Raw genomic sequence first — 25,602 nt, forward strand, 5'->3', positions numbered from 1 at the left:
GCGGACTCCGGGCCCAGGGCGGTATGCTCCGCCGCGATGATCACTTCCTCTCGTTTCAGATTGGGGGTCCCATCCGCGAACGGTGAGTGCTGATGCACTCCCGGGCCGCGAATGCGGATTCTCGACTGTCCTTCTGGCGGCGTGTGCGCGAGTTCGCCGTGCCGCAATCCATGATCGAGCGAGCGACCGCTCGTCGCCGGGTCGGTGACTGGGGCGGGGCGTGCGCCGCCGCCCGCGTCGATGCCGACATCAGCCTGCGCGCGGTCGCCAACCAGCACGGCCGAGAGCTGGCGGCACGGCTCCGGGCCGACCTCCGTCACCTGGCCCCTGACCTGCTGCGGTGGCACCTACCGAGGGTCGCCCCCGATGGTCTGCTGCGTCCGGGTCTCACCCTCTCGCTGATCCGGTACGACCCGGAGCAACCCGACGGCAACGCGGTGCACCTGGTGGCCCGCACCGCGCCGGCCTGGGCTGACGCCGGTCAGCGGATCAGCCTCGGGCTGTGGGACCGGTCCCGTCGCGGGTCCGGCCCGCGTTCCCACCCCGACCAGCGCTTCCGCCTCGACCTGCACCGCCACCTGTTCGACGCGCGCCGGACCGCCGAGTTGCGGGCCCGATCAGGTGCGGGCCGGTCGTCGGCCGCCGTCCCACCCGAGGGCGTCCCCGACACTGTGGAAGCGGGCTGCGCGACCGACCGGTGGCCAGCCGAGGCGGCGCTCCTGCTCGCGGCCGACGGGCGGGCCAGCGGTGCTGTCGCGGTGCGTCTCGGCGCCCGACGTCGGCTGGTCCTGGACGTCACCGCGAGCGCGGACGGCGGTCGGTCACCCGTGGCGCGGGTCAGCACGCGGGAGGGCGGGACCGGGCTGCCGGTGCTGCCCGACGCGGCGACCTGGGTGCTGCCCGATCTGGCGCTGCTGCGCGCCGGGCTCGTCGAGCCCGACCGACTGCATCCCCTGGTCACGGCGGCACTTGTGCCTGAGCGGCCGGTGCTGGTGCCCGGTTCGGCGGCGTCGTACCCGGCCGCGGCACCACGCCTGGTGTCGTGCCGAGGCGCCCACCATCGCATCGGCCTGGTCGACGGGGTGCTCGCCACGTTCGACCACAGCCCGGCCGAGATCCGCCGGGAGGAGTTGCTGGCCTCGCTCACCGGGACCCCGCTGCCCTGCCTGCGGGCCATCGACGAGGCGCACCGACAACCGGAGTGCCTTCCCGACGTACGGGCACGGCTCGACCACGGCGACACCGCTGGCGCGCTGGCCACCGTCGAGGCCCTGCTCGGCCCCGACGCGCTGCTGCGCGACGGTGCCCTGCGCGACGAACTCGAGACCGCCGCACAGCGGCGGATCACCCACGCCCTGTTCCGGGCCGGCCTGATCGGGGCCGAGCGCGGCCCCACCGCCGACGCACCTCGCCGCTCGGGCCCGCGCCGGCGGCGCACGCGCCACGCGACATCCGGCTGACCGCCGACCCCACCGCTGCGGTACGGCCTCCGCACCGCACACGAACCCCAAAGGTGATGACCATGCCCGCATCCGGTTCTCAGCTCGATGTCGCCGACGACCTGCTCGCACTGCTCGGCGCGACCACCACCGAGCCCCGCGCCGACACCCAGTTGTCGGCACTGACCCTGACCGTGGCCGCCGACCTGCCCGTCCTGCTCTGGGGGGCGCCCGGCATCGGCAAGACGGCAGCCCTGACCCACCTGGCCGAAACCCTGGATCTGCCGCTGACGACTGTCGTCGCCAGCGTCCACGAACCGTCCGACTTCTCGGGACTACCGATCGTCGGCGACGACCCGGCGACCCAGGGCGTTCCGATGGCCCCGCCGGACTGGGCGGTACGCCTGGTACGGGCGGGTCGAGGGCTGCTGTTCCTCGACGAGTTGTCCACCGCGCCGCCCGCCGTCCAGGCCGCCCTGCTGCGCCTCGTCCTGGAGCGCCGCGTCGGTGCCCTGCGGCTGCCGCCAGGTGTCCGGATCGTCGCCGCCGCCAATCCACGGTCGTCGGCCGCCGACGGGTGGGAGCTGAGTCCGCCGCTGGCCAACCGTTTCGTCCATCTCCAGTGGACCTACGACCACGAGGTCGTCGTCCGCGGACTTGGCGGCACCTGGCCCCGCGCGGCGTTGCCCCGGCTCAACCCGGACCTGGTGCCGGAAGCCGTCGCCTTCGCCCGCCGGGCGGTGTGCGGCCTGCTGTCCGTCCGCCCGGATCTCGTACACCGGCTGCCCACCACCGACGCCGCCCGCGGTGGGCCGTGGCCGTCGCCGCGGAGCTGGGAGATGGCGCTGCGCCTGACCGCCTTCGCCACGGCGGCGGGCGTCTCCCGCGAGGTGCTGTCGCTCCTGATGCGGGGGACCGTTGGCGACGGCCCCGGGCTGGAACTGCTGGCCAGCGTCGATCGGATGGACCTGCCCGATCCGGAGGAGTTGCTGGCTGACCCGGCGGCGGCGGTGCTGCCCGAACGGGGCGATCTGCGGCAGGCCGTGTTGGACGCCGTGGTGGCGGCGGTCCGCAACCGCCCGGAGCGGTCCCGGTGGGACGCCGCGTGGGAGCTGTTGTCGCGGGCCGTCGAGACCGGCGCGCCGGATCTGGTGGTGGTCCCCGCGACCACCCTGGCCACCCTGCGCCGGGAGGACTGGGACGTGCCCGCCACGATCGAACGCCTCGCCGGGGTGGTGTCGCTCTCCCGGCGAGCCGACCAGGCGGCGACGCGGATCGCGGCCGCCGCCGGTGCGGCACGATGAGCGCGGGCGACCCGGCGACGATGGACGTCGACAAGCTGTACGCCGCCCGCCTGTACGCCGCCCGTGTGCGCCCCTACCTGGCGACCGCGTTGTTCGCCCTGCACCCGGTGGCGTCACGGCGGGTGCCGACGATGGCCGTGGACCGGCACTGGCGCTGCTACGTCTCGCCGACGTTCGTGGACCGCACCCCGCTGGAGGAACTCGCCGGGGTGTGGGTGCATGAGGTGTCGCATCTGTTGCGCGACCACCACGGCCGGGGTGACCGGGTCGCCCGGGACCGGGGGCTCGGCGGCCCGGGGGAGCGGCTGCGCATGAACATCGCCGCGGACTGCGAGATCAACGACGACGTGTTCGGTGACGGGCTGACGATGCCCGAGGGTGCCGTCGAACCGACGTCGCTGGGGCTGCGCCCGGGGGAGTTGATGGAGGACTACCTGCGCCAGTTCGGGCTGGGTCCGCGTACCCAGGATCTGGTCTGGTTGGACTGTGGCAGTGGCGCGGACGGGCTGGCGCGGGAGTGGGACCTGGGACCCGACGGCGCGCACGGCCTCAGCGAGCAGGAGCGCGACGCGGTCCGGTTCCGGGTGGCGGAGGGCATCGCCGGACACCCGGGAACCGTGCCGCAGGGGTGGCGACGGTGGGCGGAACAGGCGTTCCACCCACCGCAGCCGTGGCGTGACCTGCTGGGGGCGGCGGTCCGCTCGGCGGCGGTGGCGGCCGGGACCGGCGCCGAGCACACCTACGGCCGGCCGTCGCGGCGATCCCACGGCGTGCCGGGTGTGGTGCTGCCCAGCCTGCGTCGCCGACCTCCGTCGGTGTGCGTCATCGTCGACACGTCCGGGTCGGTCAGCGACGCCGAGTTGGGTAGTGCGCTGCTTGAGGTGGCGGCGATATCCCGGGCGGTGGGCGGTCGGCGTGACCTGGTGAGCGTGTTGCCGTGCGACGCGGCGGCCCGGATCGTGCACCCACTGTGTCGCGCGCAGGAGATCCCGCTGATCGGCGGCGGAGGCACGGATCTGCGGGCCGGCTTCGCCCGTGCGCGGCGGGTGCGGCCGGACGTCATCGTGGCGCTGACCGACGGGCAGACACCCTGGCCGAGCGCCCGTCCGGTGGCGCGGACGGTGGTGGGGCTCTTTCCCCGGGCCGGGGCGTCGTGGAGCGAGGACGCGGACCGTGCCCCCGTCACGCCACCGGAGTGGGCGCGGGTGGTGACCATCGGGCCACGCTGAGTTCGACCTGCCGCACCCCGCGACCGACGCTCCGGCCGGCCAGAAAATCAGCCGCGCGGCCTTGAACCGCATAGCGGAAGATCGATATTGTCTGCCGCAGGCGCCGCCCCGCCACAGGCCATCACCGTCGATAGACCGAAGCGGGTTCAGCATGCGCACACTGAGACTTGTCACGACTCTGGCCGTCGCCGGCCTGCTCGCCGGTGCGGCGGCGACAGTCGCCACCACACCGGCCAGCGCGGCGACCGCCGTGTTCTCCGTGACGAACACCTGGGGCAGTGGCTATCAGGGGCAGGTCACCGTCACCAACAACACCTCCGCACAGATCAGCAGCTGGCGGGTCGAGTTCGACCTGCCTGCCGGGTCGAGCATCAGCCAGTCGTGGAACGCGCAGCAGACGACCTCCGGCAGCCACTACGCCTTCAGCAACGTGTCGTGGAACGGCACGCTCGGCGCCGGCGCGTCGACCTCGTTCGGCTTCCTCGTCAACGGGTCGGGCACCCCGGTGAACTGCACGGTCAACGGCGACAGCGTGTCCTGCACCGGCGGCACACCGCCGACGACGACTCCGCCAACCACCCCGCCCCCGACCACCCCGCCCCCGACCACCCCGCCCCCGACCACTCCGCCTCCCACGACTCCGCCGCCGACCACCGGCACTCCGGTCGAGCGGCACGGGCAGCTACGGGTCTGCGGCACGACGATGTGCGACAGGTCCGGTGCGCGGGTGCAGTTGCGTGGCATCAGCAGCATGTGGCTCAACTGGGAGACGGCCCCGTACGCCGAGAACCTCTCCGCGTTGACCTGGATGCGCGACAACTGGAACCTCCAGGTGATCCGCGCGGCGATGGGCGTGGAGCCGGCCGGCGCGTACCTGAGCAACCCCGGCAAGGCGCGGGCGCAGGTGGAGACCATCATCAACAACGCGGTCAGCGCCGGGGTGTACGTCATCGTCGACTGGCACGCGCACGAGGCACAGAACAACCAGTCCCAGGCGGTGGCGTTCTTCGGCGATCTGGCCCGCCGCTACGGCCACCTGCCCAACGTCATCTGGGAGCCGTACAACGAGCCGTTGCAGGTGAGCTGGACCAACGTCATCAAGCCGTACCACCAGGCGGTGGTCTCCGCGATCCGTGCCGCCGACCCGGACAACATCGTCGTGCTCGGCACCCCGACCTGGTCGCAGGACGTGGACGTGGCGGCGGCCAGCCCGGTCACCGGTACCAACCTGATGTACACCCTGCACTTCTACTCGTGCACCCACGGCGCGTCGCTGCGGGCCAAGGGTGACGCGGCGATCCGTGCGGGCCTCGCGCTGTTCGTCACCGAGTGGGGCGCCAGCAACGCCGACGGCGGCCTCGACGGCCGGGCCTGCCTGCCGGAGGCGCAGTCCTGGATCGACTGGATGAGGGCGAACGGCATCTCCTGGACGGCGTGGAAGCTCGACGTCGGCACCGACACCACAAACCTGCTCAGCCCCGGCGCGCCGGTGACCGGCGGGTGGACCAACTACCTGCACGGCCACGCGCCGTTCGTGGTGGCGAACATGAGGTGACACCATGACGCGGTGACGCGCGTGGACATCAACGGCGAGCCGGCGACCGTCGAAGACCTGCATCGGGCAGCCGTGTGGAACTACGGCCACTTCACCTCCATGCAGGTGCGCGGCGCGGCCGTGCCCGGCCTGTCCCTGCACCTCCGTCGCCTGCACGAGGCCTCGGCGGTGCTGTTTCCCGACGCCGTCCCGCCGTCCGGCGACCAGGTCAGGACCCTCATCGACCAGGCGCTGGGCGGCCGGGACGACGCCTCCGTCCAGGTGACGGTCCTTCCCAACCCCACCCGGCGGTCCAGTACCGACATCATGGTCTCGGTCGACGAACCGGCCGACGACGCTGCACGTGCGCCGCTGCGAGTCCGGACTGTCCGGTACGAGCGAGAGCTCCCGCAGCTCAAACACCTGGCCACGCTGGGTCTCACCCTCCATCGCCGCCAGGCGCGCCAGGCCGGATTCGACGACGTCCTGTTCGCCGGCCGAGACGGCTCCCTCCTTGAGGGCTCGGTCTGGAACGTCGCCGACCGGGAGCCGATCCGGCCAGCTCGCTGGGGGGCGGGCGGTATTTGTCCACATTCTGCGCCGACCCGCGACCGCGCCTGCTCCCACCGCGCGTCGCCGGGATGCCAGCAGAACGGTCCGCCACCTTAACGTGCCAGAAACACCCCCGGTACCAAACCTGGGAACGCTCGTCGGACAGCCACGACCACCGACACGCGAACCGGGGTGACCATGGCCGACAACACCACCAACGTGCCGACGTTCGACGGGGCGATGGGCCGGTCCGGCAACGGCCGGGCCCTGCCCACACCACGCGCCAACCCGACCGTGACCCTCGACGACGGCGACCCGGCGGATCTGGCCACGATCGGCGTCGAGGAGGAGTTCCACGTCGTCGACCTGCACACCCGGGAGTTGGTGCCCCGAGCCGGGGAGTTGCTCGACCGGCTGCCGGCCGACTCGTTCACCGCGGAGTTGCACCGCAGCGTGGTGGAGACCAACACCGCGGTCTGCCGCACCCTGGACGAGATCCGCGCCGAGCTGACCCGGCTGCGCCAGCTGGCCGTCCAGGTGGCCGACCGGGCCGGGCTGGGCATCGTGGCGGCCGGCACGGTGCCGCTGCGCGCCGACGGCGACCCGAGCGTCACCCCCACGTCCCGGTACCGGCGGATGCTCGACGAGTACCAGTTGCTCGCGCGGGAGCAGCTGATCTGCGGTGCGCAGGTGCACGTCGGGGTGACCGACCGGGACCTGGCCGTCGCGGTCACCCGCCGGGTCCAGCCGTGGCTGCCGGTGCTGCTCGCCCTGTCCACCAGCTCGCCGTACTGGATGGGTCAGGACAGCGGCTACGCCAGCGTCCGGTCGCTGGTCTGGCAGCGCTGGCCCACGGCGGGTGACCCGGGCGAGGTGACGAGCGCGGCGGATCACGAGGCGCTGGTCGCCGAGTTGATCTCCTCCGAAACGATCACCGACCCTGCCATGATCTATTTCGATATCCGGCCGTCGGCGCACGTGCCCACCGTGGAGTTGCGGATCACCGACGCCAACGCCGACGTGGAGACCATCGTCCTGCTCACCGGCCTGTTCCGGGCCCTGGTCCGGCGGGAGGTCGCCGCCCTGCGTGCCGGGGTGGAACGCACCGCCGTGCGACCACCGGTGCTGCGCGCCGCGGTCTGGCGGGCGGCCCGCTCCGGGCTGGAGGGCGACCTGCTCGACCTGCCCCGCTCGGCCCGGCCGGTGCCGGCCGCCGAGGCGGTCCGCCGCCTGGTGACCGACCTGCGCCCGCAGTTGGAGGCGACCGGCGACTGGGAGCAGATCCACGAGCTGACCCGGTACGCCCTGGAGCGCGGCAGCTCCGCGGCGCGGCAGCGCCGGGCGTACGAGCGTCGCGGCCGGTTGGCCGACGTGGTGGATCTGCTCCTCGACGAGACCCGGGGCCGGGTCCGCGAGGCACCGCCGGGTGCGTCCGCACCGCCGGTGCTGCCCACGTACGCCGATGCCGGTGACGAGGTCTTCGGAGCGAGCGGGCCGGCACCGGCGTACGGCCCGATCCTGGCGGCCCTGCGCCGACTCGGTGCCGGCGCCCTCCGACAGCGCGAGCACGACCGGGACGAGGAACAGCGCGCCCGCGGCGTGACGTTCAGCGTGGCCGGCGAGGCGAGCACCCGGCTCTTCCCGGTCGACCTGGTGCCCCGCGTGGTGCCGGCCGCCGACTGGCGGACGCTGCGCACCGGCCTGGTGCAACGCGCCCGCGCCCTGGACGCGTTCCTGTGCGACGTCTACGCCGACCGGGCCGTGGTGGCCGACGGCGTGGTGCCGGCGTGGGTGGTGGAGTCCTCGCCCGGCCTGCGCCCGACCGGCGCGCTGATGGGCCGTCGGGGCACCCGCGCCCAGGTGTCCGGGACCGACCTCGTCCGGGACCCGGACGGCGGCTGGTACGTCCTGGAGGACAACCTGCGGGTGCCCTCCGGAATCGGCTACGCGGTGCAGAACCGCCGGCTGACCCAGGCGGTGCTGCCGGAGCTGCCGGTGCCGCAGGACCTGCTGTCCGCCGACGAGACGCCGGCGATGCTGTACCGGGCGCTGATCGCCGCCGCGCCCCCCGCGGCCGACGAACCCGCCCTGGTGGTGCTCAGCAGTGGCCCGGGTGATCCCGCCTGGTTCGAGCATCGGCTGCTCGCCGACGAGATGGGTGTGCCGCTGACCGAGACCAGCGACCTGCTGGTGGAGGAGGGCCGGGTCTGGCTGGTCCGCGCGGGCAGCCGCAGCCGGGTCGACGTGATCTACCTGCGGATGGACGAGGAGGCCCTGCTGCACGCGCCGGGCGCCGACGGGGTGCCGCTGGGCTGGCCGTTGCTCGCCGCCGTGCACGCCGGGCGGCTCACGCTCGCCAACGCGCTGGGCAACGGCGTCGGCGACGACAAGGCGCTGTACGCGTACGTGCCCCGACTGATCGAGTACTACCTGGGCGAGAAACCCCTGTTGGGAGACGTGCCGACGTACCTGTGCGGGCTGCCCGAGCAGCGGGCCGAGGTGCTGGACCGGCTCGATGAGTTGGTGCTCAAGCCCGTCGACGGGTACGGCGGCGACCGGGTGGTGATCGGCCCACGGGCCGAGGCGGAGGAGTTGGACGCCGTCCGGGAGCAGATCCTCGCGGCCCCGCACCGGTGGATCGCCCAGGAGATGGTGTCGCTGACCACCCACCCGGTCTTCGACGGTACGGCTCTCGCGCCCCGCCACGTCGACCTGCGGGCCTTCGTGTTCCTCGGCGAGCAGGCCGAGGTCGCGCCGGTGGCGCTGACCCGGGTGGCCCCGGCCGGCAGCATGATCGTCAACTCTTCGCGAGGCGGTGGGTCGAAGGACACCTGGTTGCTCGGCGCGGCCGAGCAGAATTCGGTGTAACCCACGCTTGACCATCCCGTCATCGGTACGCAACCCGGTCCGCCAAACCTGGACCGGTCAGCGGCCCGAGCGGATCCGAGCCGATGAGAGGTGTGTGCCATGTGCGGTATCGGAGGCGAGTTACGCCTCGACGGGGCGTCATCGGACCTGGCCGCCGTCGAGCGGATGCTCCCCGCCCTGGCCTCCCGGGGTCCGGACGGCGAGGGGCGGTGGCAGCACGGGCCGGTGGCCCTGGTGCACCGCCGGTTGCGCATCATCGACCTCTCCGACGGCGGAGCCCAGCCCATGGTCGACCCCGAGCTGGGTCTGGCCCTGGTCTTCAACGGCTGCATCTACAACTACCGAGAGCTGCGCGACGAGCTGACCGGCCTGGGCTACTCCTTCCGCTCGACCTCCGACACCGAGGTGATCCTCAAGGCGTACCACAGGTGGGGCACGGCCTGCGTCGAACGGTTCTACGGGATGTTCGCGTTCGCCCTGGTCGAGCTGGCCACGCACACCCTGGTGCTGGCCCGCGACCGGCTCGGCATCAAGCCGCTCTACCTGGCCCAGGGGCCGGGCCGCATCCGGTTCGCCTCGACCCTGCCGGCGTTGCTCGCCGCCGGTGACGTGGACACCGACCTCGACCCGGTGGCGCTGCACCACTACATGAGTTTCCACTCGGTGGTGCCGGCACCGCGCACGATCCTCGCCGGGGTCCGCAAACTCCCGCCGGCCACCGTGCGGGTGATCACCGCGGACGGCCGGAGCACCGACACGCTCTACTGGCAGCCGGAGTTCAGCCGGGCCGCCGCCGATCCGATGTCCGCCGACGAGTGGCAGGAACGGATCATGGCGGCGTTGCGCACCGCCGTACGCCGACGGATGGTCGCCGACGTGCCGGTCGGGGTGCTGCTCTCCGGCGGGCTCGACTCCAGCCTGATCGTCGCGTTGCTGGCCGAGCAGGGCCAGACCGGGCTGGCCACCTTCAGCATCGGGTTCGAGGCGGCGGCGGGGGAGAGCGGCGACGAGTTCCACTACTCCGACCTGGTGGCCCGCCACTTCGACACCGACCACCACCAGATCCGCATCGGTGCCAGCCGGTTCGTCCCCGCCGTGCACGACGCCATCGCGGCGATGAGCGAGCCGATGGTCAGCCACGACTGCGTCGCGTTCCACCTGCTGTCCGAGGAGGTCTCGCAGCGGATCACGGTGGTGCAGTCCGGGCAGGGCGCCGACGAGATCCTCGCCGGCTACGACTGGTACCCGCCGATGGCGAACGTGGCCCGCGCGGACGCCGTCGAGGCGTACGCCCGGGTGTTCTTCGACCGTCGGCACGACGCGCTCGCCGGGCACCTGGCGCCCGAGTGGATGCTCGACCACGACGCGAGCCTGGAGTTCGTCACCGCCCACTTCGGCGCGCCCGGCGCGGACACCGCGCTGGACGCGGCACTGCGCCAGGACAGTCTGGTCATGCTGGTCGACGATCCGGTCAAACGGGTCGACAACATGACGATGGCCTGGGGGCTGGAGGCCCGGGTGCCGTTCCTCGACCACGAGGTGGTCGAGCTGGCCGCCGCCTGCCCGCCCGCGTTGAAGCTGGCCCAGGGCGGCAAGGGCGTGCTCAAGGCGGCGAGCCGGGGCATCGTCCCGGACGAGGTGATCGACCGGCCGAAGGGCTACTTCCCGGTGCCCGCCATCCGGCACCTGTCCGGCCCACTGCTCGACGACGTCCGCGACGCGCTGACCGCCCAGCCGGCGCGCGAGCGGGGCCTGTTCCGCAAGGACTACCTGGAGGAATTGCTGGACGCACCGAACACCCGGCGGACCACGCTGGGTTCCAACGCGCTCTGGCAGCTCGGGCTGCTGGAGCTCTGGTTGCAGCGGATCGGGGTTTAGATGAGCGTACGGACCGAGGTGCCGCGTACCACCCGGCGGACCCGACCCGCCAGCCCTCGGCCGGCGATGCCGGTGCCCGTGGTCGAGGAGTACCGTCCCACGCCGTCGCCCGACGGCCGCCGGGTGGCGTACCTCTCCGACCAGGGCGGCAGCCCGCGCGTCTGGGTTCGCGACGTCGACACCGCCGAGGCCGTCGCGCTGCCCACCGGCGACGAGCCGGTGTTGGCGCTGAGCTGGTCCCCGGACGGGCGGTGGCTGGCCTGCGTCATCGCACCCGGTGGCGCGCCCCGCACCGAGCTGTGGGTGCTGCGCCCGGACGGTACGCGACGCCGCCAGGTCGCCGGGTTCGGCCGGCGCAGCGCCGCGCTGGCCGGCTGGCTGCCCGGCGGCGCGGTCCTGATGGTCACCGAGACCGACGAGCACGGCCGGGCCGTCCTGATCGACGCGGACACCGGGCACCGGCGGGTGCTCGCCGAGGGTGACCTGCTCACGCTCCTGGACGTGACCCCGGACGCCGGCGCCGTGCTGCTGCGCCGGGGCCCCCGTAACGCCCGGTGGTTGGAGTTGCTGGACGTGGCGACGGGCGGGCGGCGGCGGTTGTTCCCGGACACCGGGCGAGGCAGCACCGACCAGGGCTGGTTCGGCCCGGACGGCACGACCGTGCTGGCCCGCACCGACGCGTTCTCGGAGCTGGCCGCGCTGGTGCGGGTCGACCTGACCCGACCGGAGCGGACGCCGACCCGGCTCGCCGGGCGACCGGACGCCGAGTTGGAGCACGTGGCGCCGAGCCGGGACGGGCGCCGTGCCGCGCTGCTGTGGAACACCTACGGCGGGCGCAGCGAGCTGAGCCTGCTCGACCTGGCCGACGGCGTGCAACGGGCCGTCGCCGCCCCCGGGGAGGTGCTCGACGACGCCGTCTTCGCCGCCGGCGGCGACCTGCTCTGCGTGACCGCGCAGGGGCCGGTGCAGCCCCGGGAGGTCTGGCTGGTCGACGCGTCCACCACGGCGCCGCGCCCGCTGCGGCCGAGCACCACGACCACCTCTACGAGCGGCAGCGGCGTCGCGCCACAACTCGTCGACCTGCGCGCCCACGACGGGTTACCGCTGTCCGGCTGGCTGTACCGCCCGGCCGGGCCGGGTCCCTGGCCGACCGCCATCAGCCTGCACGGTGGCCCGGAGGCGCAGGAGCGCCCCGGTTACCACCCGCTGTTCCAGGCCCTCGTGGCGCAGGGCGTGGCCGTCTTCGCACCCAACGTCCGGGGGTCGTCCGGGTTCGGCCGCTCCTTCGTCGCCGCCGACAACCTCGCCGGCCGCTACGGTGCGATCGCCGACGTGGCGGCCTGCGGTGAGTACCTCGTCGACGCCGGCATCGCCCGGCCCGGTCAGCTCGGCTGCCTGGGCCGTTCCTACGGTGGTTACCTGGTCCTCGCGGTGCTGGTGAACTTCCCCGGGCTGTTCGCCGCCGGGGTCGCCGAGTGCGGCATCTCCGACTTCCACACCTTCTACGCCGGCACCGAGCCGTGGATCGCCGCCGCCGCCGTCAGCAAGTACGGCGACCCGCAGCGGGACGCCGAGCTGCTGCGTGACCTGTCGCCGCTGACCCACATCGACCGGCTGGACGTGCCGGTGCTGCTCATCCACGGCGCGAACGACACGAACGTGCCGGCCGGCGAGTCGGCCCAGGTGGCGCGGGCCCTCGCCGCCCGGGACGTGCCGCACGGGCACCTGGTGCTCGCCGGCGAGGGGCACGACTTCCTGGCCCGGGCCAACCAGGAGGCGGCCCGTACGGCCACCACCGCCTGGCTCACCCGGCACCTCGCCGCGACCGCGACCACCGTCGGCTGAGGCGTTATCCTGCGCCGGTGGAGGTCACGACGCAGGGCGAGCGGTTGGCCGCGGACCTCAGTCGGTGGCTGGCCGAGGTGACGTTCGTCAACCTGGACGTCGACGCGGTCACCGCCCGGGTGATCGACGCGGTGGTGGGGTGGGCCGAGGCCCAGGGCTGGCGGGTCTACCGGCGCGCGCCAAGCGTGCTGCCGTTGCCACCGCCGCTCCAGCAGCGGCACTCGGTCCTCGACGTGGCGTGTGCCCGCCCGGACGGCCCGCCGGTCGTCGTGGAGGTCGACCACACCGACCGGGCCCGTACGGTGCAGAAGCTGCGCGCCGAGGCGGACGCCGGCCGCATCCCGCTCTGGGTGCGGTGGGGAGTCGGGCGGTTCACCGCGCCGCCGCCGCCGGTGCGGATGGTGACCGTCGAGGTGACCCGGCGGGCCGGGCCCGCCGGGCGGGGACGCCTGCACAGCCGCACCGGGGACCGCCCCGCGCCGGCGCACTCGACAGGCGGTGCCACGGTGGCCACGCCGGCGCTGCCCCTGCCACTGACCGACCCGGGCGACGGTAAGGGCATTGCAAGCGAATCGTAAGTGGAGATCGGCAGAGTTCTGGGTGTCACCGGAGAACACGACGAAAACCCAGGAGATCCCGATGCGCAAGCTCATCAACTCGACCTACCTCACCCTCGACGGCGTCATCGAGAACCCGATGTGGACCGCGCCGTACTTCGACGAGGAGGCCGCCAGCCTCGCCGGGGCGCAGACCACCGAGGCCGACGCGATGCTGATGGGACGGGCCACCTACGACGGCATGTCCGCCGCCTGGCCGAACATGGACGAGAGCGACCCGACCACGGGCGCCGCGTACTTCAACAACGTCAAGAAGTACGTCGCCTCCACCACCCTCACCGACCCCACCTGGAAGAACACCGAGGTGCTCCAGGGTGACCTGGTCGAGGCGGTCACCGCGCTCAAGGCCCAGGAGGGCAAGAACATCATCCAGTACGGCTTCGGCTCGGTCACCGCGCAGCTGATCAAGGCGGGCCTGGTGGACGAGGTCCGGTTCTGGATCCACCCCGTGCTGGAGGGCGGTGCCAACCTGACGGTGGCGCTCACCGACTTCAAGGCCTCGTTCGACCTGGTCGACACCCGGGTGCACAAGAGCGGCGTGATCGTCGCCTCGTACGCGCCGAAGGCGACCGCCTGAGCGTCGGTCAGAGCTGGGCCCGGGCCTCGCCCGGGCTCAGCTTCGCGCCCTCGGCGAGCAGCGCGTCGAACCGTTCCGGCCCGAGTTCGGCCCGCAGTCGTGCGGTCGTCCGGTCGGTGTCGTCGCGTTCGGCCGGCGCGGCGGGGGACTGCGTGGCGAGTCGGGCGGCGGCCGCGGCGCCCAGCAGCCGGGCGGCGACCTCGGGGGAGGGCACCGCCGCCGCCATCCCCTCCAGGGGGCCGACCGCGTCGCGCATCGTCGCCATCGCCTCGGCGGCCTCGAACGCCTCGATGTGCAGGACCAGCGCCGCGTCCGGGTCGCCGCCCTGCTCGACCGCGTAGCCCAACTCGACCAGGACCATGGGCAGGTAGAGCGCCGGCTGCGTCTCGCCACGGCCCAGGTCGACGAGTCGGGTGAGGTGCGTGACGGCCAGGTCGAGCTTGCCGTCACGGCGGGCGGCCATCCCGAGGCTCATCTCCGCGAAGACCAGCGCACCGGGCGAGCCCTGCTCCACCGCCAGCGCGTACGCGCGTTCGGCCAGCTCCCGGCCCTGGGTGTAGTCGCGGGTCTGCACGGCGAGCCACGCCAACCAGGACAGCTCGGCGCAGACCTGCGGCCAGAGCGCCAACTCCTCGGCCCAGCGCAGCCCCTCCCGGTGCAGTGCGACGGCGCGTTCGTGCTCGCCGCGCATGTCGGCGAGCCCACCCACCCACTCGGTGGCCCGGAGCCGGCCCCACCGGTCGCCGAGGTCGGCGAAGAGGGCCGCGCTGCGGGTCGCGGTGCGCTCCAGGGTGGCCTGGTCACCGTTGGCGTGCGCGAGGTGTGCCCGGGAGGTGAGCACTGCGGCTTCGGTCCACCTGTCGACGACGGCGGTGGGCAGCAGCTCCGAGGCCAAAGCCAGGTTGCCGTGCTCGATCACGGCGTTGGCCGCGAACCAGGCGGCGTGGCCGTCCGGTTCGACAGCTACCGCGGCGCGGACGTCGTCCGGTGCGATCGCCTCGCCCTGCGACAGGGCGAAGCCGACCCGCCACGGGGTCGCGCGGGCCTCCTGCACCGGGTCACCGGCCACGGCCAGGGCCCGCCGTGCCTCGGTGAGCCGTCCGCGCAGATACCAGTACCAGCTCAGTGCGACCGCCAACCGCAGCCCGCCACCGTTGACCAGCGCCGAACGCAGGTTGGCCGTCTCCGCGTCCAGCAGCGCCAACCATCGTTGCTGGTCGGCGCCGCGCAGCTCGGGGTCGGCGCGTTCGGCCAGCTCGGTGTAGTAGTCGGCGTGCCGCGCGCGTACCTCGTCGGCGTCGGTCAGCCGGGCCAGGCCGAACGCGGCGACCGATTCGAGCAGCCGGTAGCGCGGCTGCGCACCGGAGTCGTCGAGCACCACCAGCGACCGGTCCACCAGCCGCGCGAGAGTGTCCAGGTCGGTGCGGCAGACCCGCTCGGCGGCCTGCGGGGTGCAGCCGTCGCGGAACACCGCCAACCGGGCCAGCACCTCCCGGTCGGTCGCGTCCAGGAGGTCCCAGCTCCAGCCGATCACCGCGGTCAGCGTCCGCTGTCGCGTCGGCACGTCCCGTTGCGCGGTGGTGAGCAACCGGAAACGGTCGTCGAGCCGTTCCACCACGCCCCGCACACCCAGCGCGCGGACCCGGGTCGCGGCCAACTCCAGTGCCAGCGGCAGCCCGTCGAGGCGGCGACAGAGCTGGGCCACCGCCGGCGCGGTCTGCTCGTCGAGCCGGAAACCGCGCTGTTGCGCGGCGGCGCGGGCGGCGAACAACCGGGCCGCCGCCGAGCGCCGGACCGTGTCCAGGTCACCGTCGCCCGGCACGGGCAGCGGGGGTACGTCCCAGAGCAGCTCACCGGTCAACCCGAGCGGCTCTCTGCTGGTGGCCAGCACGCGTACCCCCGGCACGTCGCGCAGCAGCCGGGCGACCAACTCGGCGGCCGGCTCGACCACGTGTTCGCAGTTGTCCAGGACGAGGAGCACCTGCCGGTGTTGCAGGGCCGTGACCAGGCGATCGGCGGCCGACCGGCTCGTGCCGGCGGCCTCGTGGGCGCCCAGCACGGCGAGCACCTGCTCGGCGACGCCCGGGTCACCGGCCGGCAGCGGGGCCAGCTCCACCAACTGGACACCATCCGGAAAGGACTGGGTCCGGGCCGCCTCGGTGGCCAGCCTGGTCTTGCCGACCCCACCCGGCCCGACGAGCGTGACCAGCCGCTGCCGGGGCAGCAGCGCCCGCAGCTCGGCCAGCGCCTCGGCTCGGCCGACCAGCTCGTCGAGCTGCGCCGGCAGGCTGTTGCGGATGAGCGCGGCCTTCGGCGGTGCGCTCAGGCCGGCGTCCTGTTCGAGGATCCGGCGGTGCACGGCGACCAGCTCCGGGCCGGGGTCGAGACCCAACTCCTCGGCGAGGCGTTCCCGCAGGTCGGTGTAGCTGTCCAGCGCCTCGGACTGGCGGCCGGCCGCGTACAGCGCGCGCAGCTGCACCGCCCGCAGACCCTCGCGCAGCGGATGCCGGGCGATCAGCTCGGCGAGGTCGGCGGCGACCAGGTCGTGCTCACCGCGGGCCAACCGGGCCTCGGCCAGCCGCTCGTGCACGACGAGGCGCTGCTCGGCGAGGCGGGCCGCCTCGGCGCGGACGAACTCGGCGTCGGCCACGTCGGCGTACGCCTCGCCGCGCCACAGCCCGAGCGCCTCGGTCAACCTGTCGACGTCGCTGCCGCGGGCCAGCTCGGCGAACCGGTCGGCGTCGACCGCGGCGGTACGCAGCAGGTAGCCGGGCGGCCGGGACTCGACCAACTCGCGGGCCCCCGGCTCGGCGTCGTTGAGTGCCTTGCGCAACTGGGACACCCGCACCTGGAGCGCGCCGAGCGGGTTGGCGGGGGAGTCGTCACCCCACAGGTCGTCGACGAGGCGGTCCGCCGAGACCACCTGGTTGCGGTTGGTCAGCAGGTCGGCCAACAACGCGCGCACCTTTGTGCCGGGCACCACCACTGGCTCGCCGTCGTCCGTGGTCACGGCGAGCGGCCCGAGCACCCCGAACTGCACGGCCGACATCTTAGCGCCGGTAAGGCGACCGGAAGTCAACCGTAAGCGCGTCGGCGCACCGTGTGGTCATGGACATCTACTCCGAAACACACGGCAACGGTCCGGGTCGCCCGCTGGTGCTGATCCACGGCGCCCTCTCCGGCATCGACACCTCGTTCGGCACGATCCTGCCGCTGCTGGCGAAGACCCGACAGGTGATCGCCGTCGAGTTGCAGGCACACGGCCGTACTCCCGACGTGGACCGTCCGCTGACCGTGGAGCACTTCGCCGCCGACGTGGTGGAGTTGCTCGACCGGCTGGGCATCGCGCGGGCGGACGTGTTCGGCTGGAGCATGGGTGCGGCGGTCGCGCTGCGCCTCGGCACCGATCACCCCGATCGGGTCGGGCGGTTGGTGCTCGCCTCGGTGAGCTTCGACGACGACGGCCTGCACCCCGGCCTGCTGGACGGGATCCAGGACCTGCAACCCGAGCACCTGCACGGCTCGGAGTTCCACGAGGAGTATCTGCGGACCGCGCCGGACCCGGCGGGCTGGGCCAACCTGGTCACCAAGATGAAGGTGCTGGACGCGAACCTGCCGCAGTGGACGCCCGAGCAGATCCGTGCGCTGGCCGCGCCCACCATGATCGTGCTGGCCGACTCGGACATCGTCCAGCCCGAGCACGCGGTGCTGATGTTCCGACTGCTCGGCGGCGCGGTGCCCGGCGACCTGACCGGTCTGCCGGTGTGCCGGCTGGCCATCCTGCCCGGCACCACGCACACCTCGATCCCGCAGCGCGCCGACTGGCTGGCACCGATGATCGACGAGTTCCTGACCGAGGAGTAGAACGGCCCCCCACGCAGCGTCGATCATGGACTTATGGTGCCCACCTTGTCGGCCCGATACCCTTTTGTGCACCACCACAACTCCATGATCGACCGAGCGGGGCGGGGGCGGGGGCGCGGGGCCGAGCGGGGCGGAGGGTGGGGTGGGGGGTTATGGGGTTTGTTCGGATTTGCGGCGGACTGTGGCCAGCATTCGGCGGATGCCGATGGCGTGACCGCCCGAGGCCAGCAGGATGTGTCGGTAGAGGCCGCCGGTCAGGCCGGGGAAGACGGCGCACGTCTCGGCTCGGAGCCGGGATCGGCCCGGCCCGGCTGGTTCGAGGCGGAAGATCAGCGCGTAGGTGGAGAAGCGGTGGCTGCCCCGGAGAGTCAACTGTCGGCCGGGGATCGCGGTGGTCACCCGGAACCCGGGGAGCGTCGAGCCGGTGACGAGTGGTCGTGGCCCGGACGTGACGGGGTCGGCGGCGCTCACCAGCCGGGCGTACCCGGTCATCCCCGGCCGTGAGAAGGACCGCTCGACGACGTCGGTCAGGTGGGGCCAGGCCCGGTCGGTGTCCGTCGCGATGAGAGTGGAGTGTTCGTCCAGGTGGGGCAACGAGTCGATGGGCATCAGCGTCTCCTCGCGTCGGCCTCCATTCTCACCCGCCCCTGCCGAACTTCGCCGTCCCCGGTCATGGCGTGTGGTCGATCCAACGGGTAGAAACATGTCTACCCGTCAGAGAGCGCTCTCACCGCCCCCAGCTGTGCCGGCAGTACGCCTCCGGTCAGCGGAGAGGACGAACCACATGACAAGCCCGTCCCGACGTACCCTCCTGCTTGCCCTTCTGGTGACCACCGCGGTCGTGACGACGAGCACGGCCGCCACCGCCGGCCGACCCACGCACGGCGCACCCGACTTCGGGCCCAACGTGACGATCTTCGACCCGAGCATGCCGGTCGGCGAGATCCAGCAGACCCTGGACGCGGCGCACGCCCGGCAGGTCGACAACGAGATGGGCACCGAGCGGCACGCCTACCTGTTCAAGCCGGGCACGTACGGCACGGCCGAGCAACCGTTGCAGGCCAAGGTCGGTTACTACACCGAGGTCTCCGGCCTGGGTGCCTCGCCGACCGACGTCACCGTCAACGGCAAACTCGAGGTCTACAACCGCTGCCTGGCCGACGGCGGCACCGGCAACTGCCTCGCCCTGGTCAACTTCTGGCGCACCCTGTCCAACCTGTCGCTCACCATCAACGCCGCCGGCCAGGACGACTGCCGGTCGACGGCGAACTTCTGGGCGGTGTCCCAGGCGGTGTCGATGCGCCGGTTGAACATCGGCGGCGGTGGTCTGTCGCTGATGGACTACTGCACCGCCGGCCCGCAGTACGCCAGTGGCGGCTTCATCGCCGACTCGCGGCTGCCGGCCACCACCAACGGCTCGCAGCAGCAGTGGCTGACCCGCAACAGCGAGGTCGCCGGTTGGTCCAACGCGGTGTGGAACCAGGTCTTCGCCGGCGTCGAGGGGGCGCCGGACGACGCCGCGTTCCCCGACCCGCCCTATACGACCCTGGAGACCACCCCGCTCAGCCGGGAGAAGCCGTACCTCTTCGTCGACGGCAAGGGCCGCTACCAGGTACGGGTGCCGGCCGCGCAGCGGGACAGCCGGGGCATCTCCTGGGCCGACGGCATGACGCCGGGGCGGACCCTCGACATCGGTGACTTCTTCATTGCCAAGCCGACCGACCCGGTACGCGTCATCAACGCCCAGCTCGCGCGCGGGAAGCACCTGCTGCTCACCCCCGGCACGTACGACATCGCCCGCAGCATCGAGGTCCGGCGGCCCGGCACCGTGGTGCTCGGCATCGGGCACGCCACCCTCACCGCGGTGAACGGCGCCATCCCGCTGGACATCGACGGTGTCCCCGGCGTGATCGTCGCGGGCGTCACGATCGACGCCGGTCTGGTCGAGTCGCCGGTGCTGCTGCGGGTGGGTCGCCAGCACGGTCACAATGCCAGCAGCCCGACCAACCCGACCACGCTGTCCGACGTGTACTTCCGGGTCGGTGGCCCGCACATCGGGCGGACGAACACCGCGTTGGAGGTCAACAGCGACAACGTGCTGATCGACCACACCTGGGTCTGGCGCGGCGACCACGGCGTGGAGGGCTTCACCGAGGGCGTCAACGGCGACACCGACCGCTGGCGCACCAACACCGGTCGCTACGGCGCCGTCATCAACGGCGACCACGTGACCGCGACCGGCCTGTTCGTCGAGCACTTCCAGCGCTACAACACGGTCTGGAACGGCGAGCACGGCACCACGATCCTGTACCAGAACGAGCTGCCGTACGACCCGCCGACGCAGGCCGACTGGATGAACGGCGCGGTGCGGGGGTGGGCCGGTTACAAGGTGGGTGACCGGGTGCGGCACCACACCCTGCACGGCGGCGGGGTGTACGTCTTCAACCAGAACAACCCGTCGATCCACACCGAGAACGGCTTCGAGGTCCCAAACCGGCCGGGGGTGCGGCTGCACCACGTCATGACCGTCAACCTCAGTGCCGGCACGATCGACCACGTGGTCAACGGTGTCGGCGCGGCGGCCGACATGACCAAGGTCGGCGCGCCGGTCTACCTCGCGCGGTACCCGGCCCCGTAACAGGTCTGGTGGAGCGGACGGGGGTCGGAGCCGAGGAGGCTCCGACCCCCGCTGTCGTCCCCGCCACGCGCACACCCTTGTATTCCTATCGGTTAGGTAGGAAAATTGGCCGGCGTCGCTCCACACCCCCCGTCCACGCGCTGTCCACCGATCCGGCCCGGCCGGATCGGTCCACCCCCATGGAGGTACGCCATGACAACCGATCAGCCACCGCCCACCCCGCCAACAGCCGGGGAGTCCCGGCTCGCGTTCAACGAGGACTGGGTGGCGACGATCCTCGGCCTCGCCCTGCTCGCCCTGGTCCTGCTCGGTGCCATCCCCGCCGGGCTGGTGCCTTGATGGCCACGGACGAGACCCGCACGGCCGACCCGGCCGCGACGGCTGTCGAGCCCCGCACGACCGACGGCACCCGCACGCCTGACGGCACGGCTGATCCCGCGCCGGTCAGTGGGCCACCGACGACAGTCGACCAGGCCGGCCCCACCGGCACGGCGCGTGACGGCCGGTTCTGGGCCTGGACGCTGCTCGGTCTGGTGATCGTTGTCGGTCTCGGCGCGCTCACCCGCTACCTGGAGCAGAACGTCCCCGGGTGGGCCGAGGGCACCGCCGTCGAGGACATCGGGGCGGCGATCGAGTACCCGGTCTACGCCATCCTGCTCGGCCTGCTGGGCAACGTCGCCGTCACGCTGCTCGGCTGGCGCGACCGGATCGCCGCCGCGTTCCGCACCGAGTTCTTCATCAAGACCGGCCTCGTGCTGCTCGGCGCGTCGATCAACCTGGCCGTCATCGCCAGTGCCGCCGGCCCGGCGGTCGCCCAGGCGATCCTGCTGATCAGCGGCGTCTTCTTCTTCACCTGGTGGCTGGCCGGCAAGTTCGGCCTCGACGACAAGCTGCGCGCGCTGCTCGCCTCCGCGGTGTCGATCTGCGGGGTCAGCGCGGCGATCGCCGCCGCCGGCGCGGTCCGGGCCCGGCGGGAGCAGTTGGCCTACACGGCGAGCCTGGTCATCATCTTCGCGCTGCCGTCCATCTTCATCCTGCCCTGGCTGGCCGACGTGTTCGGGCTGTCCGACGCGGTGGCCGGCGCCTGGATCGGCGGCAACATCGACACCACCGCCGCGGTCACCGCCGCCGGGGCGATCGCCGGCGAGGAGGCGCTCCAGATCGCCAGCATCGTCAAGGTCACCCAGAACGCCCTGATGGGTGTGGTCGCGGTCGCGCTCACCGCGTACTTCACCCTGCGGGTGGAGCGGCGGCCCGGCGCGGAACGGCCGGGCCTGCGCGAGTTGTGGATCCGGTTTCCCAAGTTCGTCCTGGGCTTCATCGCCGCCTCGGTCATCGCCACCTGGTATCTCGACGGGGCCGGTGCGGACGGCAAGGCCACCATCGCCATCGTCAACGACCTGCGCGTCTGGTTCCTGATCCTGGCGTTCGTCAGCATCGGCCTGGAGGTGCGGGTCGCGTCGCTGCGGGAGGCCGGTTGGCGGCCGGTGGCGGTCTTCGCCAGTGCCACCGTGTTCAACCTGGCGTTGGCGCTCGCCCTGGCGTCCCTGCTGTTCCGCAACTTCTCGGTCTGACCGGGCCCGCGCCCCGCCCCTTGATGCCCGGGGGCGGGGCGCTCGACTCCTTCCGCTTCGCTGACGAATAATTTCATCGATCAGTCGTACTCTTGCGGTGCGGCAACCACTCCTGCCACGATGGCCGTCAATGCCTTCCGTCCCGAAGGAGTGGTCGTCATGGCGGTCTCCCGCCGCAGGTTCGTCACGTCGGTGTTGGCCGGGTCCGCCCTCGCCGCCACCTCCTCCGCCACCGAGTTCTTCGCCAGCCCCGCACAGGCCGCCAGTCCCCCCGGGGACGTGGTCGGCAAGGTGACGGTCGGCTACCAGGGCTGGTTCAGCGCGCCCGGCGACTCCGCGCCGATCGGTGGCTGGTGGCACTGGAGCCGCGACCGGTTCCAGCCGCCCTCGCCCGCGAACACCACGATCGTGTCCTGGCCGGACATGCGCGAGTACACGCGTAGCTACCCCACCGCGTACCCCAACCTGGGCAACGGCTCGCCGGCCACCCTCTTCTCCTCCTACGACCAGCAGACGGTGGACACCCACTTCCGGTGGATGCAGGAGTATGGCTGCGACACCGCCGCGCTGCAACGGTTCAACCCGACGGGCGACGAGGGGCCGACCCGCGACGCCATGACGCTGAAGGTCCGTGCGGCGGCCGAGCGCTACAACCGCAAGTTCTACATCATGTACGACGTCACCGACTGGTTGACGATGCAGTCGGACATCAAGACCGACTGGACGACGAAGATGTCCACGCACACCGCGTCCAGCGCGTACGCCCGGCAGAACGGCAAGCCTGTCGTCTGCATCTGGGGCTTCGGCTTCAGCGAGTCGAGCCGCCCCTTCACCCCGGGGCCCTGCCTGGAGGTCATCAACTGGTTCAAGGCGCAGGGCTGCTACGTCATCGGCGGCGTGCCCACCTGGTGGCGGCTGGGCAGGGAGGACTCCCGCCCCGGCTTCCTCGACGTCTACCACGCGTTCCACGCGATCTCGCCGTGGATGGTCTACCGGACCGACACCCTGGAAGGGCTCGACTCGTACTACAACAACGTCAACATCGGCGACCTGGCCGACTGCGCCGCGCGTGGCATCGACTACCTGCCCTGCGTGATGCCCGGTGACCTGGCCGGTGGGCACCGCCGGCACGGCGACTTCTACTGGCGGCACATCTACAACATGGTCCGGCTCGGTTCCCAGGGCCTCTACGTGTCCATGTTCGACGAGTACAACGAGGGCAACCAGATCGCCAAGACGTCCGAGACGCAGGCCACCACCCCGGCCGGGGCGAACATCCGCGCCCTGGACGAGGACGGCGTGGCCTGCTCCTCCGACTACTACCTGCGCATCACCGCCGACGGTGGCCGCATGCTCAAGGGGCAGCTCGCGCTGACCGCCGTACGCCCGACGTCACCGATGGTCGGCACCTCACCGCCGGCCACCGGAAACCTCGCCGCCGGCAAGTCCACCTCGGCGAGCAGCCAGAACGGCTCGTTCGCGGCGTCGAACGCTGTCGACTCCGACGCCGGCAGCTACTGGGAGAGCGGCGGCGGCTCGTTCCCGCACTGGTGGCAGGTCGACCTCGGCGCCAGCCACCCGGTCAACAAGCTCGTGCTGCGGCTGCCCGCCGGCTGGGGCGCGCGCACCCAGACCATCACCGTGCAGGGCAGCGTCGACGGCAGCTCCTTCTCGACCATCGCCGGGGCCTCCGCGTTCGCCTTCGACCCGGCGACCGGCAACACCGTGACGCGCACGCTCACGACCACCACGGCCCGCCACCTCCGGCTGAGCATCGCCGGCAACACCGGCTGGGCGGCGGGCCAGCTCTCCCAGGTCGAGGTGTACGCCTCAAGCGCCACCACGGACAACCCGCCGACCGCCCCGAGCGGCCTCACGGTGACCGGCAAGACGTCGAGCAGTGTGTCCCTGTCCTGGACGGTGTCCACCGACGACAACGGGGTGACCGGTTACCAGGTGCGCCAGGGCGCCACTGTCGTCGCCACCGTCACCGGCACCACGGCTACCGTCAGTGGGTTGAGCGCGTCCACCGCGTACACCTTCACGGTCACCGCACGCGACGCGGCCGGCAACACCTCCGGCGCGTCCGCCGCGGTCACGGTCACCACGGACGCCGCGGCCAACTCCGACCTCGCCCGGGGTCGGTCCACCTCGGAGAGCAGTCACGTCCAGAGCTACGGGTCGGGGAACGTGGTCGACGGTGACGCGAACAGCTACTGGGAGAGTGCGAACGGCGCATTTCCGCAGTGGGTGCAGGTCGACCTGGGTTCCGCGCGCACGGTCGGGCGGGTGGTGCTGAAGCTGCCGCCGTCGTCAGCGTGGGGCCGCCGGACGCAGACTCTCGCGGTGCAGGGGAGCGTCGACGGGGGGAGCTTCGGGACGTTGGTCGGGGCGGCGGGGCGGACGTTCGACCCGGCTAGTGGCAATCAGGTGGCGCTTACCTTTAGCGCCGCGCAGACACGGTACGTGCGGATCACCGTGACTGGTAACACCGGCTGGCCGGCAGGGCAGTTGTCGGGCCTGGAGGTGTATGCGAGCTGACCGGGCGCGGGCGGCCGCCGGACGCCGATCGGCGGCTGCCCATCCCGTCGAGTCCCAGACCCTATCGGTGCTGGTCGACGACGCACAGAAGATCAGTGATGACAAATCGCGAAAGCTCAAGTTCTGCCGCCGGGGTGATTTTGAACGTCCCACCCACCGCCTCCGGTGTCCATCCCGTGCCCAGGCCGTAACGGACAAGTTCGAGTACGTCCGCAGCTGTCGGGTACGGATACGACTCCCCGCTGCCGTGCACGTCGGTCTCGACGTACCGATAGTCAGGGGCAGCGGTGGGCCGCTCGGTCAAGTCGACCTGTAGGGCGCGACCCGCTTTTCCTGCACCCCACGCACGGAGCCTCACGCAGCGAATCAGGCGGCCGTCAGGGCCAGATGCGGATCGGAAGTCGACCCTCCAAACGAACTCCCGGCCGTCTATGTGTAACTTGCGTAGCCTCGACTTCATCCGTCGATACAATTCATGCCGTGATCGACCCCAACTTCGACCTGATTTGATCCGCTTCCAGCATGGCTTGCTCCGCTTCGGTATCGCGGCCCAGCTCACCCAACCGCACCGACAGGTTGTTCAGCGAGATGGCGAGGTTGGGGAGGTAGGCGGCGGGGTTGGCCTCGGCCAATCGGCGGCGGATCGTGACGGCTTCCTCGATCGCTGTCAGTGCCTCGTCGCGCCGGCCCAGCTCACCTAACTGCACCGACAGGTTGTTCAGCGAGATGGCGAGGTTGGGGAGGTAGGCGGCGGGGTTGGCCTTGGTCAGTCGGCGGTAGGTGGTCGTAGCTTCCTCGATCGCTGTCAGTGCCTCGTCGCGTCGGCCTACCTCACCCAGCCGCAGCGACAGGTTGTTCAGCGACATGGCGAGGTCGGGGAGGTAGGCGGCGGGGTTGGTCTCGGCCAGTCGGCGGCGGATCGTGACGGCTTCTTCGATCGCTGTTAATCCCTCGTCCCGGCGACCCACCTTACCCAGCCGCAGCGACAGGTTGTTCAGCGAGGCGGCGAGGTTGGGGAGGTAGGCGGCGGGGTTGGTCTCGGCCAGTCGGCGGTAGGTGGTCGTAGCTTCCTCGATCGCTGTCAGTGCCTCGTCGCGTCGGCCTACCTCACCCAGCCGCAGCGACAGGTTGTTCAGCGACGT

Annotated in this window: 18 protein-coding genes; 15 read left to right on the top strand and 3 right to left on the bottom strand. The window is 72.1% G+C overall.

The window, feature by feature from the left end:
- Positions 1–92: 92 nt before the first annotated feature.
- From AB0B14_RS02160 to AB0B14_RS02205, 10 genes are all read left to right on the top strand, one after another.
- Positions 93–1,460 (top strand): hypothetical protein, encoded by a 1,368-nt coding sequence (locus AB0B14_RS02160; RefSeq protein WP_357520712.1) that lies wholly within the window; start codon positions 93–95, stop codon positions 1,458–1,460.
- 56 nt (positions 1,461–1,516) lie between these two features.
- Complete coding sequence (locus AB0B14_RS02165) at positions 1,517–2,743, top strand: MoxR family ATPase (protein WP_357520713.1); 1,227 nt, start codon at positions 1,517–1,519, stop codon at positions 2,741–2,743.
- Positions 2,740–3,972 (top strand): VWA-like domain-containing protein, encoded by a 1,233-nt coding sequence (locus AB0B14_RS02170; RefSeq protein ID WP_357063786.1) that lies wholly within the window; start codon positions 2,740–2,742, stop codon positions 3,970–3,972. Before AB0B14_RS02165 ends, AB0B14_RS02170 begins: the two co-directional genes overlap by 4 nt.
- A 151-nt stretch (positions 3,973–4,123) precedes the next feature.
- Positions 4,124–5,527, top strand: coding sequence for a cellulase family glycosylhydrolase (locus tag AB0B14_RS02175; protein WP_357520715.1), 1,404 nt, complete (start codon positions 4,124–4,126; stop codon positions 5,525–5,527).
- Positions 5,528–5,539: 12 nt separating this feature from the next.
- The gene (locus tag AB0B14_RS02180; protein WP_357063782.1) at positions 5,540–6,175 is read left to right on the top strand and encodes an aminotransferase class IV; all 636 of its coding nucleotides are present in this window, start codon (positions 5,540–5,542) and stop codon (positions 6,173–6,175) included.
- An 81-nt stretch (positions 6,176–6,256) separates the two neighbouring features.
- Complete coding sequence (locus AB0B14_RS02185; protein WP_357520717.1) at positions 6,257–8,926, top strand: carboxylate--amine ligase/circularly permuted type 2 ATP-grasp protein; 2,670 nt, start codon at positions 6,257–6,259, stop codon at positions 8,924–8,926.
- 99 nt (positions 8,927–9,025) lie between these two features.
- Complete coding sequence (locus tag AB0B14_RS02190; RefSeq protein ID WP_357063776.1) at positions 9,026–10,804, top strand: N-acetylglutaminylglutamine amidotransferase; 1,779 nt, start codon at positions 9,026–9,028, stop codon at positions 10,802–10,804.
- Positions 10,805–12,649 (top strand): prolyl oligopeptidase family serine peptidase, encoded by a 1,845-nt coding sequence (locus tag AB0B14_RS02195; RefSeq protein ID WP_357520719.1) that lies wholly within the window; start codon positions 10,805–10,807, stop codon positions 12,647–12,649. It begins immediately after the preceding gene.
- A 17-nt stretch (positions 12,650–12,666) separates the two neighbouring features.
- Entirely contained in the window at positions 12,667–13,227 is a 561-nt protein-coding gene (locus AB0B14_RS02200; RefSeq protein WP_357520721.1) for a hypothetical protein, read from the top strand.
- Positions 13,228–13,288: 61 nt separating this feature from the next.
- Entirely contained in the window at positions 13,289–13,843 is a 555-nt protein-coding gene (locus tag AB0B14_RS02205) for a dihydrofolate reductase family protein (RefSeq protein WP_357063767.1), read from the top strand.
- A gap of 7 nt (positions 13,844–13,850) precedes the next feature.
- Here AB0B14_RS02205 and AB0B14_RS02210 read toward each other — a convergent pair whose 3' ends face one another.
- Positions 13,851–16,892 (bottom strand): BTAD domain-containing putative transcriptional regulator, encoded by a 3,042-nt coding sequence (locus AB0B14_RS02210; RefSeq protein ID WP_357520723.1) that lies wholly within the window; start codon positions 16,890–16,892, stop codon positions 13,851–13,853.
- A 59-nt stretch (positions 16,893–16,951) separates the two neighbouring features.
- Here AB0B14_RS02210 and AB0B14_RS02215 point away from each other — a divergent pair, with 59 nt between their 5' ends.
- The gene (locus tag AB0B14_RS02215; protein WP_357063760.1) at positions 16,952–17,707 is read left to right on the top strand and encodes an alpha/beta fold hydrolase; all 756 of its coding nucleotides are present in this window, start codon (positions 16,952–16,954) and stop codon (positions 17,705–17,707) included.
- Positions 17,708–17,857: 150 nt separating this feature from the next.
- On the opposite strand, the gene AB0B14_RS02220 is transcribed toward AB0B14_RS02215, so the two are convergent.
- A complete protein-coding gene (locus tag AB0B14_RS02220; protein WP_357520725.1) occupies positions 17,858–18,316 on the bottom strand; it encodes a hypothetical protein in 459 nt (152 codons plus the stop codon).
- 175 nt (positions 18,317–18,491) lie between these two features.
- Between AB0B14_RS02220 and AB0B14_RS02225 the strand changes: the two genes are divergently transcribed.
- The 4 genes from AB0B14_RS02225 (at position 18,492) to AB0B14_RS02240 (ending at position 24,460) form a co-directional block, all read left to right on the top strand.
- Positions 18,492–20,345: an adenylyl cyclase gene (locus tag AB0B14_RS02225; protein WP_357063755.1), complete on the top strand. Its 1,854-nt coding sequence runs from the start codon at positions 18,492–18,494 to the stop codon at positions 20,343–20,345.
- 192 nt (positions 20,346–20,537) lie between these two features.
- Complete coding sequence (locus AB0B14_RS02230; protein ID WP_354822298.1) at positions 20,538–20,684, top strand: hypothetical protein; 147 nt, start codon at positions 20,538–20,540, stop codon at positions 20,682–20,684.
- On the top strand, positions 20,684–21,919 hold the full coding sequence (locus AB0B14_RS02235) for a putative sulfate exporter family transporter (protein WP_357520727.1): 1,236 nt from the start codon (positions 20,684–20,686) through the stop codon (positions 21,917–21,919). Before AB0B14_RS02230 ends, AB0B14_RS02235 begins: the two co-directional genes overlap by 1 nt.
- 159 nt (positions 21,920–22,078) lie before the next feature.
- Complete coding sequence (locus AB0B14_RS02240) at positions 22,079–24,460, top strand: discoidin domain-containing protein (RefSeq protein ID WP_357520729.1); 2,382 nt, start codon at positions 22,079–22,081, stop codon at positions 24,458–24,460.
- 473 nt (positions 24,461–24,933) lie between these two features.
- On the opposite strand, the gene AB0B14_RS02245 is transcribed toward AB0B14_RS02240, so the two are convergent.
- Positions 24,934–25,602: tetratricopeptide repeat protein (locus AB0B14_RS02245; RefSeq protein WP_357520731.1), on the bottom strand; the 669-nt coding region annotated here is incomplete at its 5' end.

The organism is Micromonospora sp. NPDC049171 (genome assembly GCF_040648275.1).
In the GTDB taxonomy this organism is placed as follows: domain Bacteria; phylum Actinomycetota; class Actinomycetes; order Mycobacteriales; family Micromonosporaceae; genus Micromonospora.

Excerpts from the sequence above, each read along its gene's own strand:
- AB0B14_RS02210 (WP_357520723.1), bottom strand. The coding sequence starts at position 16,892 with ATGTCGGCCGTGCAGTTCGGGGTGCTCGGGCCGCTCGCCGTGACCACG.
- AB0B14_RS02190 (WP_357063776.1), top strand. The coding sequence starts at position 9,026 with ATGTGCGGTATCGGAGGCGAGTTACGCCTCGACGGGGCGTCATCGGAC.
- AB0B14_RS02195 (WP_357520719.1), top strand. The coding sequence starts at position 10,805 with ATGAGCGTACGGACCGAGGTGCCGCGTACCACCCGGCGGACCCGACCC.
- AB0B14_RS02170 (WP_357063786.1), top strand. The coding sequence starts at position 2,740 with ATGAGCGCGGGCGACCCGGCGACGATGGACGTCGACAAGCTGTACGCC.
- AB0B14_RS02225 (WP_357063755.1), top strand. The coding sequence starts at position 18,492 with ATGACAAGCCCGTCCCGACGTACCCTCCTGCTTGCCCTTCTGGTGACC.
- AB0B14_RS02220 (WP_357520725.1), bottom strand. The coding sequence starts at position 18,316 with ATGCCCATCGACTCGTTGCCCCACCTGGACGAACACTCCACTCTCATC.
- AB0B14_RS02175 (WP_357520715.1), top strand. The coding sequence starts at position 4,124 with ATGCGCACACTGAGACTTGTCACGACTCTGGCCGTCGCCGGCCTGCTC.
- AB0B14_RS02205 (WP_357063767.1), top strand. The coding sequence starts at position 13,289 with ATGCGCAAGCTCATCAACTCGACCTACCTCACCCTCGACGGCGTCATC.
- AB0B14_RS02165 (WP_357520713.1), top strand. The coding sequence starts at position 1,517 with ATGACCATGCCCGCATCCGGTTCTCAGCTCGATGTCGCCGACGACCTG.
- AB0B14_RS02215 (WP_357063760.1), top strand. The coding sequence starts at position 16,952 with ATGGACATCTACTCCGAAACACACGGCAACGGTCCGGGTCGCCCGCTG.
- AB0B14_RS02235 (WP_357520727.1), top strand. The coding sequence starts at position 20,684 with ATGGCCACGGACGAGACCCGCACGGCCGACCCGGCCGCGACGGCTGTC.
- AB0B14_RS02230 (WP_354822298.1), top strand. The coding sequence starts at position 20,538 with ATGACAACCGATCAGCCACCGCCCACCCCGCCAACAGCCGGGGAGTCC.
- AB0B14_RS02160 (WP_357520712.1), top strand. The coding sequence starts at position 93 with ATGCACTCCCGGGCCGCGAATGCGGATTCTCGACTGTCCTTCTGGCGG.
- AB0B14_RS02185 (WP_357520717.1), top strand. The coding sequence starts at position 6,257 with ATGGCCGACAACACCACCAACGTGCCGACGTTCGACGGGGCGATGGGC.
- AB0B14_RS02240 (WP_357520729.1), top strand. The coding sequence starts at position 22,079 with ATGGCGGTCTCCCGCCGCAGGTTCGTCACGTCGGTGTTGGCCGGGTCC.